Genomic DNA, 14031 nt, shown 5'->3' on the forward strand with positions numbered 1-14031 from the left:
GATTTTATGAGTTTAAGATATAATTTATGGCTAGTTTGTATGCTTGTATCTATATCATTTCAAGCACAAGATAAACATACGAGAATAAGTAAATATCCAAGTTATAAAGGCTTGGTAATGGCTGGTTACCAGGGGTGGTTTAGAGCGCCAGGTGATGGTTCTGGTTCTAAATGGGGGCATTATGGAGCTAATGGAAAATTTGATAAAGATCATAATACCATTGATTTTTGGCCAGATGTCTCTCAATATGAAAAAACATATGAAACTAGTTTTAAGTTTCCTGATGGTACCAAAGCAAGAGTGTTTAGTTCTTTTGATAAAAGCACAACAGACCTACATTTTAAATGGATGAAAGACTATGGAGTTGATGGTGTTTTTATGCAACGTTTTTTTGGGGTTGCAAAGCGTTATAATGACCCTAATAAATCTGAAGACGTTATTTTGAAGAATGCAATTAATGCAGCAGAAGTTAATAATAGAGCCGTAGCGGTAATGTATGATTTGTCTGGATTAAATCCATCTACGGATGATTGCTCTTATGTTATCGAAGACTGGAAAAAACTTGTAGATAACTTAAAAGTCACAAAAAGCGAAAACTATTTACATCACAATGGAAAACCTTTAGTAACTATTTGGGGGTTAGGTTTCCCTGATAGACCTTATGATATTAGGAAAATAGGCGTTAATAGGTTGATTGACTTCTTAAAAAATGATCCAGAGTATGGCGGTTGTTCAGTCATGCTTGGTGTGCCTACTTATTTTAGAGAGTTAGACAAAGACTGTTTGCCAGATCCTTACTTACATGAGGTAATCCGTTCTGCAGATATTGTATTGCCTTGGATGGTACAACGTTTTACGCCGCTACTACATCAAGATGAAATACGATATAGAGACCACGTAATGGCAGATATTAAATGGTGTAAAGAAAACCAAGTAGACTATGTGCCCTTAGTGTATGCAGGATTTAGCTGGCACAACTTATCAAAACGAAATCCTGGTCTGGCTAGACACACGTCATACGGCGCTATTCCTCGTGTTGGAGGAAAGTTTTTTTGGGATTTAGCTTATAATGCAATTGCAGCTGGTGGAGAGATGCTTTACATAGGCATGTTTGATGAAGTAGATGAAGGGACAGCAATTATTCCTGTACTAAATGATCCGCCAAATAGTAAAGATGCTCATTTTGTAGGTAATGACAATGTACCATCAGATCATTATTTGTTTTTAACAGGGCAGGCAGGAAAAATGCTCCGAAAAGAGATTCCATTGCGCTATAAAATGCCAACAAGAAATTAAGATTTTTAAGTGTAGTATTTAAGAAAGATTAAATCATGAGCATCCGTTTTTTTCGTTTTATACAAATAATGTGTGCATGCCTATGTTTTATAGGATGCAAGTCTCAAGACGACGGAAAAAATAGCGGAAACAGGAAGCCCAACGTCCTAATTATTTTAACAGATGATTTAGGTTACGGTGATATTTCATCTTTCGGACAAGCTATTTATAAAACACCAAATATTGACAGAATAGGAGCAGAAGGTGTTGTTGCTTCAAGTTTTTATGTGCCAACCCCATATTGTGCACCCTCAAGAGCTTCGTTGTTAACAGGTCGTTTTCCGTTACGTCATGACCTTATAAAAAACCCTACTCCAGATGCTCATATAGAAGTAGATACCATTGGTTTAGCTCCAGAAGAGGTAACCATGGCCGAAGTTTTTAAAGACGCTGGTTATGCTACTAAAGCTATAGGAAAATGGCATTTAGGGCATTACCCAAAGTTTTTTCCAGTAGCGCAAGGGTTTGATGAGTATTATGGTATTTTGTATTCAAATGATATGCGTCCCGTTCAAATTATTAGAGATAGAGATACGGTTCAGTATCCTGTAGATCAGAGACATTTAACAAAAGACTATACGGCACAAGCAATTGACTTTATAACACGGAAAAAGGAAGGGCCTTTTCTTTTGTATTTGGCTCATGCTATGCCTCATAAACCTTTAGCGGCATCAAAGGCATTTTATACACCAAACACACCAAACGATTTATATGCTGATGTGGTTCGTGAGTTAGATTGGGGTGTTGGACAGGTTTTGCATACGTTAAAAGAGCTAAAGCTATTAAATAATACAATTATAATATTTATGTCAGATAATGGGCCTTGGTACGGTGGCAGTACGGGAGGTTTTAAAGGTATGAAGGCGACCACTTGGGAAGGCGGTATTAGAGTACCTATGATGGTGAGATACCCTGAAGCATTCACAAAGGGTATGACTGTAAATGTGCCTATTTGGTCACTAGATATTTTACCAACTATATGCTCTTTAGCCAAAGTAGCAACTCCAAAAAATGTAGTTTTAGATGGACAAGATATCACAGCTCTATTACAAGGAAAAACGACAAAGCATGCTCCGGTATTTAGTATGCATGGAGATAATATAATGTCTGTTCGTAAAGGAGATTATAAATTATTTATAAGAAGGCCTCCAGGATTTGTAATTGAAGATTTTACAGGCTGGGTTGACCCTCGTGGACCAGATGGTAATACAATTATAGCACAAACAGAACAAGCTACACCTGCCAATTATCCTGGTGTTATACCTGTCTATCCCGAAAAAGATATTCAGTTATTTAATTTAAAAGAGGATCCTACTGAATCTAATAACCTATCTCAGGCTTACCCAGAATTAGTAGAAGAGTTATTAAAAATATATAACAACTTTCAAGAAAATTTGAAAAAGTAGTATGAAAAGACTAACCGTATTATTATTGTTCAGTATTGGCTTATTTTCTAAAATATGGGGACAGGAAGATTTTACAAAGTATATAGATCCTACCATAGGGAATGTATCTAGGTTTTTGGTGCCTACTTATCCAACTATGCATCAGCCCAATCAAATGCTCAGAATGTTTCCTGTTAAGAAGGATTATATTTCAGATGAAGTAGAAGCATTTCCTTTGCAAGTGATTAGTCATAGGCGCCCAGGTTCAATTCAAATGAAAGCCTTTTCTGGATATGATATTCAAAAAACGCAAAATCAAAGCATGATAATAGATCATGATTTGGAGGTATATCACCCATGGTTTTACCAAACGTATCTTATTGAAGACAATATAAAGGTGAGTTTTACCCCAGGGAAAAAAGCGGCTATTTATAAAATTGAATTCCTTGAACAAAACCTTAAAACTTTAATGTTTAAAGGTAAAGGTGCTAATAAAATGACGCTGGCAATACATGAAAATGGCACTTTTAGTATGGCTGAAACTGTTGAAGAGCTTACAAGAGGAACCAACCCTAAAAGGAAGCTAGTTAAGGTATATGCACATGCTTTATTGGTTAATGAAAACAATGAAACTATGCAATTAAATAAAGTTGATACCACTAACTCTAAATTTCTTATACAGTTTAAGGGAGATTCAATAGTGTATTTAAAATATGCAATTTCGTACATCAGCCACGAGCAAGCAAAAATCAATTTAGAAAAAGAGCTATCTGGAGTGGATTTTAATGATTTACAAGCATCAGCTAAAAAGTCATGGGATAAAGTTACTAATCAAATTCAAGTTGAAGGCGGCACAGAGGCACAAAAAAGAGCATTTTATACAGCGCTTTACAGAACCTATGAACGTATGGTTGATATTAATGAATATGGCCAATATTTTAGTGGCTACGACAATAAAACACACAAAAGTAATAGCTCTTTTTATGTTGATGATTGGGTTTGGGATACCTATAGAGCGCATCACCCCTTAAGAACCATTTTAACTCCAAGTATGGAAGAGGAAATGTTAGATTCTTATGTGAAAATGTACGAGCAAAGCGGTTGGATGCCAACATTCCCAATTGTTGATGGAAATAGTATGTGTATGAATTCATACCATTCAAGTGCATTGTTTTTAGATGCTTACAGAAAGGGTTTAAAAGATTACGATATTGAAAAAGCTTACCAAGGTATTAAGAAAAATTTAACCCAAGGTACATTTATACCATGGCGACAAGGCTATCCTAAAGAGACTATAGATGATTTTTACCATGAAAATGGTTTCTACCCCGCTTTACATCCAGGAGAAAAGGAAACTATTGCCAACATGGATGGGTTTGAGAAACGTCAAGCCGTAGCGGTGTCTTTAGGTATTAGTTTTGATTTTTGGGTGTTAAGTGAATTAGCAAAAGAATTAGGTGAAAATAAGGAAGCAAAGGCGTTTTCTGAAAAAGGAAATAATTATAAAAAATTATGGCGTGATGAATATAAACTGTTTATGCCAAAGGATGATAAAGGGAATTGGATAGATATAAATCCTAAGTCCGCAGGAGGTAGAGGTTACAGAGATTATTATGATGAAAACAATGGATGGACTTATGCTTGGGATGTGCAACAAGACATTCAAGGATTAATAAATTTATTGGGCGGTAAGGAACAAGCAGAGGCTAGATTAGACCAAATGTTTAGAGAACCCTTAGGTATGAGAAAGAATGAATTCTTTTTAGACGGTTCTAATTCCACTGGTATGGTAGGACAGTTTTCTATGGGTAATGAACCTTCATTTCACATCCCTTATTTATACAACTATTTTGGAGCGCCTTGGAAGACACAAAAGAAAACAAGGTTTTTGTTAGATGTTTGGTTTAAAGATAATGTTTTTGGTGTGCCAGGAGATGAGGATGGTGGCGGAATGTCTGCTTTTGTAGTGTTTTCTTCAATGGGATTATATCCAACCACCCCAGGACTACCTTTTTACGATATCACGAGCCCTATATTTGAAAAAACTTCGATAAAACTTGAAAACGGAAAGACTTTTACTGTTTTGGCAGAAGGTGCTAGTAAGAAAAAAAAATATATTCAAAAAGCATTTTTAAACGGTAAAGAGATTACAAGTCCCTTTATTACCCATAAGCAAATTATGGATGGCGCCACTTTAAAACTTGTGTTAGGAGCAATGCCTAATAAAGAATGGGGAAAACATACAAGCCTACCCAAATACTAATGACTTTGAACAGTTTAAATAATAGCGGAATAGAAAAAGATGTTAAAAGAATAGTATTAGCAATAGCATTACTGTTACTCTTTTTTGCAACGATTTCAGCGCAAGAAAAGGGTAATGAATTAAATGACGCTAAACAACTCTCTTTAATGACCTATAACATAAAGTTTGCAAGTGCTAACTACAATCCTCTATGGAGGGACAGGCGAGATATGCAAGTTGATTTAATTAACAAGTATCAACCAGATGTTATCGCCACCCAAGAGGGGTTAAAAGAACAAATAGACTTTTTAGAGGCGCAATTGCCAGATTATGTTATGGTAGGTGAAGGAAGACAAGGTGGAGATGATGATGAGCACATGGCTATTTTTTATAGGCGAGACAAGTTTCGTTTAAGAGAGTTAAACAGTTTTGCTTTATCAAAAACACCTGAAGTACTAGGGAGTGGGCCTGATATAAACCCTAGAATAGTGACATGGGTGAGGTTAGCTTATAAAAATATTCCAGAAGAAGAAGTAGGCTACCCGTATCCAGAAGATTATAGAGGACACTGGGAGAATAACAAAGAGTTCTACGTTTTTAATACGCATTTTTTTAATGGTCATGAGCCTTTAGGAAGGCTAAACGCAGCCATAATGATCAAAGAAAAACTTGAAGAATTGTATCAATTTGGTAGTTGGGAAAATAACAAGCCTATTTTTTTAATGGGTGATTTTAATTGTCAACCTAAAAGTGAACCACATCAAATATTTGTGGGTGAAGACAAATTTTTAAAAGACCCTAATACAATACATGATACCAAAATAGATTGGATTTTATTTAAAGGTAATGTAGAAGCTCAAAGTTATAAAGAGCTAGACTATAATATTAATGGCGTTTATCCTTCTGATCATAAACCCATCCTAGTAACCTTTAGAGTTAACAAATAATTAAACACAAACTAAAACTAAATTATAAACATGAAAAAAGTATATTTTTTAAGAGTTGTACTACTCTTCGTCATATGTCATAGCAGCCTTTCTGTATGGTCTCAAGATGAAATGCAGGGAAAACTAATGATGGGCTATCAGGGGTGGTTTTTAGCCAGAGGAGATTCTTCAGGACCAAATGAATGGCGTCATTGGTTTAGAAGCACAACAAATCCTTCTCCAGAGAATTTTACTATCGATATGTGGCCAGATATGACTGAATATACTGTAAAGTATAATACTAATATGACCTATTCAGATGGCTCAAATGCTCAATTGTTTTCTTCACATGATTTAAGTACTACAAGAACACACTTTAAATGGATGAAAGATTATAATGTTCATGGGGTACATTTGCAACGGTTTTTAGGTGAAATAGAAGATCCGCGTTTTTTTCAGGCTAGAAACAATGTATTGCAAAATGTAATGACTGCTGCGGCTGAATATGACCGTCATTTTTCTGTGATGTATGACCTTTCTGGAGTACCAGATGATGGGCAACTGTATAATAAGCTTATAACAGATTGGGAGTATTTAGTGGACACGTATGATGTTTTAAACGCACAAGGTTATGTGAAAGAAGATGACCGACCTGTAGTAGCACTTTGGGGAATTGGTTTTAGAGGAAGAGGTCTTCAAGCAGCAACATTTCAAGCAATTATAGATTATTTTCATACCAATGCAGATCCTAAATATAGAGCTTACGTAATGGGAGGTGTGCCAGATGGTTGGCGTACCTTAAGTGGCTCTTCTGAATCAGGATCAGAATGGGCAGCTATTTATAATTCTTTAGATATGATTAGCCCTTGGTCTGTGGGGAGATATGGTAGTAATAGCGGCGCAGATAATTGGAAAACCAGTAATATTGAACCTGATTTGCAGCGGTGTAATGAAAATGGAGTAGATTATATGCCTGTTATTTGGCCAGGATTTTCATGGTTAAACTTACATGACGGACCTCTAAATCAAATACCTCGTAATAAAGGTGAGTTTTATTGGAGACAAGCCTATAATGCTATTTCAGCTGGTGTAAAATATATCTATGTAGCCATGTTTGATGAGGTTGATGAAGCTACTGCGATGTTTAAAATTGCAGAAAATAAAGAGCAGTTACCTGTTGAAGCCAAAGAGATTTTAGTACCTCTTGATGCTGACGGAACAAAGTTGCCAAGTGATTGGTATTTACAGCTAGCAGATCAAACTCAGCTGATGCTAGAAGGTTCTATAGCTTTAACACCAACTATTCCTATTGAACCAACGTTTCCAAACGCTAGTGATGCTGAATTTGTATCTCAACAAAATGTGCCTCAAACTATGGAACTCGATGAAGTTGTAGAGGTGAGTGTTACAATGAAGAATACAGGTGCTACAACCTGGACAAAATCAGAAAATTTTGTTTTAGGTAGCCAAAGTCCAGAGGGTAATAATAATTGGAAAATAGCGGCTGTAGAATTGTCAGAATCTGATGCTATTCAGCCTGGTGAAGAAAAAACGTTTACTTTCAATATACAGGCACCATTAGCTTCTGGTATAATTGGGTTTCAATGGCAAATGAAACAGCTTACAAAGGGTAGTTTTGGTGATTTATCTTCACAAGTTTTTATTACTGTTGGAGGTGGCGGCGATTATGTAGATGATTGTGATTCAAAGGACGAGTGGAATCCAAATAGTTTGGTGTTAAACACTACAGATCAACTTCAGGGAGTTGGATGTTTACAACATAGTGGTTCTAGTACAGATGAATTTTCTAAAGCCTTTTCAGAACCGTATAATTCTAGTGTTATTCCTTCAGAAGCTGTATTGCAGTTTTGGTATTATGTTTCAGATATTTCAGTATTGAATTCAGAAAATCAAGTAGAATTAGGAAGTTCAGGGAGAGCAGATCAAAATGAGTATAACTGGTCTTTAACAGGTCTTCAAGTAGGGTGGAATCTTGTTCAATTAAAAATAAGTGATGCCGGAGTTATTGGAAGTCCAGATTTAAACAATATCAATTGGTTTAGATTATATAGATTTAAATCTGGTAGTAATACCACAAGAATTGATGCTATTCAAATTATTAGAGATCCAAGTTTGGGTGTAGATGATATTTCTAAGAATGTTCAGTGGAGTGTATATCCAAACCCTGCAGAAAATCTGTTTAATTTGAGTATTAATATTTCTCAAAGTACCAATGTTAAAGTAACTCTTTTGAATATGTTAGGTCAAAAAGTGTATCAATCAAATAATGAAGCAGTTAATCCTGGGAATTACACACGCAAGGTTTCTGTTAATCATTTAAAGAGTGGTACTTATTTTATGAAAATCAATGTAAATGCTACCAATTTTTATAAAAAGATAGTTGTTAAATAATTTTATAGTTAATATGTAATCAAAACAACCATCAATATCTATTTGTATTGGTGGTTTGTTGTTTTAAAATATAAGTTTTTTATGAAGGGAGTACAATGGTTGTTTTTGGTTGCTATCCTTATATCGAATATATTGGAAGCGCAATCAATTCTATTTCATCATGATTTTGCACCTCAAGAAGGTTTAATAAAACACGTAGAAAGGCCTATTAGAGATGAAATTTGTTTAAATGGTGCATGGCAGTTTATGCCTGTTAAATTGGAAAAAGGAGTGTCTTTTGAAGATATTAAAAATCAAAAATTCCCTGAATTTAAATGGGAAGAAGTACCTTTAAAAGTACCTTCCCCATGGAATGTTAATGGGTTTACTAATGGTGAGGGGGGCGATTTTAAAAGTTTTCCTAGTTATCCAGAATCGTGGAATAACACTAAATCGGGTTGGCTAAAAAAAACAATTAAGATTCCAGCAGATTGGACTAATAATCGTTTTATATTACATTTTGAAGCCGTAGCAGGTTATGCTAAAGTGTTTGTTAATGGCATAGCAGTAGGCGAACACTTTGATTCTTTTTTGCCGTTTAGTTTTGATATAACAGAGCATGTAACAACAGTAGAAACACTAGAGGTTGTGGTTTGGGTAGCTCACGGAAGTCTGTTAAATGACCCAGGAAACTATGGGAGAAGAAATTATGTAGCAGGTTCTTTTTGGGGAATTTTTATAGCAGGAATTTGGCAAGATGTATTTCTGCAAAAGATTCCTAATATATACATAGAAGATACGTTTATTAAACCATTAGTTTCAAATAACACTTTAGAAGTTGAAGTTGAAATAAAAAACACTACAGCTCAACAGGTTAAATTTTCTATTGATGCAGAGGTGAAAAGATGGGTTAATTTAGTTGGCAAGTCTAATTTAAACACCCCTTTAGTAAATTGGAAGTTAGGAGAAAAGGCATTAGACTTTGAGTCTGAAAAGTTGCATATAGGTCCTTATGAAAGTAAGGTATTTATTCTAAAAACAAAAGTAGATGGTTCATTAGATTTATGGTCACCTGAAAGCCCAAATCTGTATGGGTTAGTACTTAAGGTAAATACTAAAAGAAAAAATATAGACATTGATTATACACGTTTTGGTTGGAGAGAATTTAAAATTGATGATACTCAATTTTTACTTAATAATAAACCAATTCAAATAAAGGGAGATTCTTGGCATTTTACAGGCGTTCCTCAAATGACTAGGCGGTACGCTTATGCATGGTATAAAATGTTGTTAGATGCAAATGCTAACGGATTGCGTTTACATGCGCAAGTATTTCCTAGGTTTTACCTTGAAATGGCTGATGAAATGGGAATTTGTGTTTTAGACGAAACTGCTATTTGGTCGAGTGATGGTGGACCAAAGATTGATTCTGAAATTTATTGGCAAGCGTGTAGACAACATGTTAAAAATTTAGTGTTAAGAGATAGAAACTACCCATCTGTAATGGGATGGAGTGTTTGTAATGAAACACTTCCAGTAACTAAGCATGTTTTTAACGCACCTCAAAAACTCATTGAAAAAAATATTGAAGAGATTAATAACTGGGTAGCAATAGTACAAGCTAATGATCCTACACGTACATGGATTTCTGGTGATGGTGAAACTCAAGAAAAAACAGATTTACCTACAGTTATAGGGCATTATGGAAATTTTAATGCTTTAAAACATTGGTCAAGCCAAAACAAACCATGGGGTATTGGAGAAACAGGAATGGCATACTATGGTACCCCAGCACAAGTAGCTAAAGTAAATGGAGATAGAGCTTATGAATCTCAATTAGGTAGAATGGAAGGTTTAGCAGGAGAAGCTTTTAATCTAATAAGTAAACAAAGAGATTATAATGCATCATATAGTTCAGTTTTTAATTTGGCTTGGTATGGTTTAAAACCCTTAGCGTTGGGATTAACAGATACTTCTATGGCTCCTACATTAAACGATGGTATAATTTTTCACCCTTATCAAGAGGGTAAACCAGGGTATCAACCAGAAAGATTAGGTCCTTATTGTACTACTTTCAATCCAGGATATGACCCAACATTACCTTTATATAAACCTTGGCCTTTATTTGAAGCTGTTAAAGCGGCCTATTCAGATAACTATAAAAGCATAGATAATAAATGGGCCGTTAAAAAGGACAATAGAGTTAAAAGAGCAACGTACAAGCCTAAAGAAGGTATTGTGTTTTTATCAGGAACTGCCAACTCAAAATTAAAGCAAAACTTAGAAAACTTGGGTCTTGAGTTTGAATCTTTAAATGCTGCAAAAAATCAATTGATTATAGTCGATGGTCAACAACCTATTGGAGCTACTAAAAAGCTTTTGTTTGAGTTAAGAACTGCAACACAGAAAGGAAGTCTTATTTACGTTTGGAGTGTATCTAAACAATCAAAAGCATTTATAGAGGCTGTTACAAATTGCAACCTAGAGTTATATAATAGAAGGGCAACAAGTTATATCATAAATCAAGACCATGCTTTGTTAAGCGGTCTAAATAATGCAAGTTTTTATTTTTCGGAAATTATAAAAGAGCCTGTTTCTAAAATTTCATTAGGAGGAAAGTTACTTGAAAATTCTCAAGTCCTTTTAAAAGCATGCGATACAGATTGGCAAAAATGGAATTACCAAGGAGAGGATATTAAAACAGCAAAAGTTTATAGAAATGAGAAAGAGTTTAAGCATCCTGGTAGCGTAATAGTTAGGAAAATTATAGGTGATGGAGAATTAATTGTTTCAACAGTTGATTTTTTTACTCTAGGAAATCAATCAAAGCATATGGTAAAAGACATGTTATTTAACTTGGGAGCTACTTTTAAAGAAGCGAAAAGCAATTTGCTAAGAGCTATTAATGAAGAGGGTATTTTACAACATGTAAACTTTTACGGAGCAGTAAAAAATGATAGTTATGAAATAGAGAAAGTATTCAAGCATTCTCCTTTAAAAGAAACAGAATTTGCTAATGTTGAAATAGGCACTATTACTAATGGTAAGCAATGGAAACTATTGTCTGCCAATAAAGAAGGAATCTTTAATTTTAAAAATGAAAATTTAAAACCTAATGTATACACAGCAGCATATATGAGTTTTTGGGTATACAGTCCTAGGTCTTTAACAGATTTATTGATAGAGCCAGATATGCCTCGTTTAGATTTACATTTTGGTGTAGATGATGCTATTGAGTTTAGTATAAATGGAAAAGTAGTAAAAACTTATTTAAGAACTGGACCATTTACTGAAAATGAATTTTATGTAGAGGGAGTTCCTTTAGAAAAGGGATGGAATCATATTTTAATAAAAGTTGGGCAACAAACAGGAGAATGGAAAACTAAACTTAAGTTTTCATCAAATAAACCGGAGTTTTTAAAGAAAATAAAATCAGTAATTGTAAGGTAGATTATAAATTTTAAAAGTATTTGCGTTAAAAACAAGCATTAAGTCATCATTAATGAGTAATTAATTTGTCTTTAATAAAAAATTAATAAAGAAAGATTTCTTTGTCTTGTACTTTGAGAAATTTAATAATCACTTTAAGACTTAAGTGTAAAGACAATCTTGTTTATAGGGACAATATGAAGTTACATTTCTTGAATGTCTTTAAACAAAAAAAGCTACCAAAACTAACTATTTATGAATATGATAAAATCAATTTTAAGCTATGCTTTACTGTTTTGTGTCTGTGCTACTCATACGGCCCAAGTGCAAGATTTAGAATACGAAGACCCTGAAATTATAGGCGCTTTAAAATATAGTATTATTAATGAGACAAGTGGCATGGGCATGTCTTATAAAACAGATAATGCTATTTGGGTGCATAATGACTCTGGTGATGGTCCAAATCTCTATTTAGTAGATACTGATGGCAATCTCTTAAATAGAGGGACGGTATCTGGAGCTTCAGCAACAGATTGGGAGGACTTATCTACATTTGAATTAAATGGAAAATCGTATATCATCATAGGAGATTTTGGTGACAATGGTAGAAATAGAAGTAATTATAGGCTTTATATCATAGAAGAGCCAGAATACAATTCTAGTCAGGTTTTTGGGCATTCGTATCCTATTTTAAGAACCATTAATTATCAATATGACAATGGAAAACAAAACTGTGAATCTGTAGGTGTTGATGTAACTTCAGGAAAAATCATTTTATTTAGTAAATCTCATGATAACGAAATTCGTTATGTTTATGAATTACCGTTATCTGTAGACGCAGGAACAGTAAGTTTAACAGCAACTCGTATAGCCTCTTTGCGTACTGATGATACTACTGCTATGGATATTTCAAAAGATGGCCATAGGGCTATTGTGCTAACATATAAAGATTTTGCTTATGAGTTTACTCGTGAAGAAAATGAGACTTGGGCGCAAGCCTTTAATAAGGGACCATTTTTTAATCAATCACAAGGGGTTAGATATCCATATAAACAAGTGACAATGCCTATAGGAAGAGCGGGAGAAGAATCTATTTGTTATGGAAAGAATAGTAGAGATCTTTACACGATGCGTGAAGGGCAAGGAGCTGAAATTTATTTTTTACGTGGGCATTATGTAGAAGATCCTAACTCTCCCAATAAAGCTGAGTTTGTAAGCCAAACTAATGTGCCAAAATATATAGGAAAAGGTGAAACAGTAACGGTAAGTGTGACTATGAAAAACATAGGGACATCTACTTGGACAAAAGCTAACTTATATAAATTAGCAAACACTGATGATGACGATATTCTAGGGGTATTGCAAGTGGAATTAGATGAGGCAGATGCCATTGCTCCTAATCAAGAAAAAACATTTACATTCGATATTATAGGGCCTACAATGCTAGGAGTTTATAATTTCCAATGGCGTATGATGGAAGAGAACAAAGAATGGTTTGGTGAGTTTACACCTAGGCAAAAAGTAGTGGTGTTATCTTCAAACGATTTTTTTGATGACTGTGATTCAAAAATAGATTGGAATCCAGGATCTGTTCAATTAATATCTAATGATGTAGCTCAAGGGGCGGGGGCATTAGAGTTTACAGGATCAGCAGAGCAAGAATATTATAAAGTGTTTGCAACACCTTATGATGCTCAAGGCACACCAAATGGAACTGTCTTACAGTTTTGGTATTATGTAGAAGATCCAACCAAGCTTGATGCTGCAAACCAAGTAGAAATAAGTAGTTCTGGTGGTCCTGACGTTAATGAATATAGCTGGTCTTTAAGTAATTTAAAAGCTGGTTGGAACTTTATCCAATTAAACGTTAGCAGCGCCTCAAAAATAGGAACCCCTAATTTAAGTGCTATTAATTGGTTTAGACTTTACAGGTTTAAAAATGGAACAACTACAACGCGAATTGATGGTATTCAGTTAATAGGAGAAAATGCTTTATCGGTTGGTGATATTGAAAAAAAAATTAATTTCAAAGTCTTTCCTAATCCAGCAACAGATAAGGTACAATTAAAGTTTTCTTTAAGAAATACTGCTTCTGTAAATATCAGTTTACTAAATATTATGGGCCAGATAGTATCTCAACAAGTTTCAGAAAAGCATCTTAATCCAGGCACCCATAGTTTTGAAATTTACACAGCGCAGTTACCTACAGGAACATATTTTGCAAAAGTAAATATAAATAATAGTGTAGTAGTAAAACAACTTATTGTAAATTGATGACTTAAAATAAGTAGTTTATATTACGTTATAATCCTACAAAAAAAGA

At 34.4% G+C, this 14031-nt stretch carries 7 protein-coding genes; all 7 read left to right on the top strand.

The features are described 5' to 3' along the window. The first annotated feature begins 6 nt into the window (after positions 1-6). The 7 genes from KFZ70_RS12555 (at position 7) to KFZ70_RS12585 (ending at position 13982) form a co-directional block, all read left to right on the top strand. The gene (locus KFZ70_RS12555) at positions 7-1296 is read left to right on the top strand and encodes a glycoside hydrolase family 71/99-like protein (protein ID WP_139696163.1); all 1290 of its coding nucleotides are present in this window, start codon (positions 7-9) and stop codon (positions 1294-1296) included. Between the two features lie 68 nt (positions 1297-1364). Next, a complete protein-coding gene (locus KFZ70_RS12560) occupies positions 1365-2741 on the top strand; it encodes a sulfatase-like hydrolase/transferase (RefSeq protein WP_158293193.1) in 1377 nt (458 codons plus the stop codon). 1 nt (position 2742) lies between these two features. Continuing rightward, entirely contained in the window at positions 2743-4983 is a 2241-nt protein-coding gene (locus tag KFZ70_RS12565) for a GH92 family glycosyl hydrolase (protein WP_139696159.1), read from the top strand. Beyond that, the gene (locus tag KFZ70_RS12570; protein ID WP_158293192.1) at positions 4983-5909 is read left to right on the top strand and encodes an endonuclease/exonuclease/phosphatase family protein; all 927 of its coding nucleotides are present in this window, start codon (positions 4983-4985) and stop codon (positions 5907-5909) included. The genes KFZ70_RS12565 and KFZ70_RS12570 overlap by 1 nt, the downstream gene beginning before the upstream one ends. A gap of 30 nt (positions 5910-5939) precedes the next feature. Further along, on the top strand, positions 5940-8300 hold the full coding sequence (locus KFZ70_RS12575; protein ID WP_139696156.1) for a T9SS type A sorting domain-containing protein: 2361 nt from the start codon (positions 5940-5942) through the stop codon (positions 8298-8300). Positions 8301-8381: 81 nt separating this feature from the next. Then, on the top strand, positions 8382-11729 hold the full coding sequence (locus tag KFZ70_RS12580) for a glycoside hydrolase family 2 protein (protein ID WP_139696154.1): 3348 nt from the start codon (positions 8382-8384) through the stop codon (positions 11727-11729). Between the two features lie 240 nt (positions 11730-11969). Next, a complete protein-coding gene (locus KFZ70_RS12585; RefSeq protein WP_233244025.1) occupies positions 11970-13982 on the top strand; it encodes a T9SS type A sorting domain-containing protein in 2013 nt (670 codons plus the stop codon). Positions 13983-14031: the final 49 nt, after the last annotated feature.

It is taken from the genome of Allotamlana fucoidanivorans (assembly GCF_045788535.1).
Taxonomy (GTDB): Bacteria; Bacteroidota; Bacteroidia; order Flavobacteriales; family Flavobacteriaceae; genus Allotamlana; species Allotamlana fucoidanivorans.

Bases quoted from the DNA above. Each gene is read 5' to 3' on its own strand.
- KFZ70_RS12555 (WP_139696163.1), top strand. From the start codon at position 7: ATGAGTTTAAGATATAATTTATGGCTAGTTTGTATGCTTGTATCTATA.
- KFZ70_RS12560 (WP_158293193.1), top strand. From the start codon at position 1,365: ATGTGTGCATGCCTATGTTTTATAGGATGCAAGTCTCAAGACGACGGA.
- KFZ70_RS12565 (WP_139696159.1), top strand. From the start codon at position 2,743: ATGAAAAGACTAACCGTATTATTATTGTTCAGTATTGGCTTATTTTCT.
- KFZ70_RS12570 (WP_158293192.1), top strand. From the start codon at position 4,983: ATGACTTTGAACAGTTTAAATAATAGCGGAATAGAAAAAGATGTTAAA.
- KFZ70_RS12575 (WP_139696156.1), top strand. From the start codon at position 5,940: ATGAAAAAAGTATATTTTTTAAGAGTTGTACTACTCTTCGTCATATGT.
- KFZ70_RS12580 (WP_139696154.1), top strand. From the start codon at position 8,382: ATGAAGGGAGTACAATGGTTGTTTTTGGTTGCTATCCTTATATCGAAT.
- KFZ70_RS12585 (WP_233244025.1), top strand. From the start codon at position 11,970: ATGATAAAATCAATTTTAAGCTATGCTTTACTGTTTTGTGTCTGTGCT.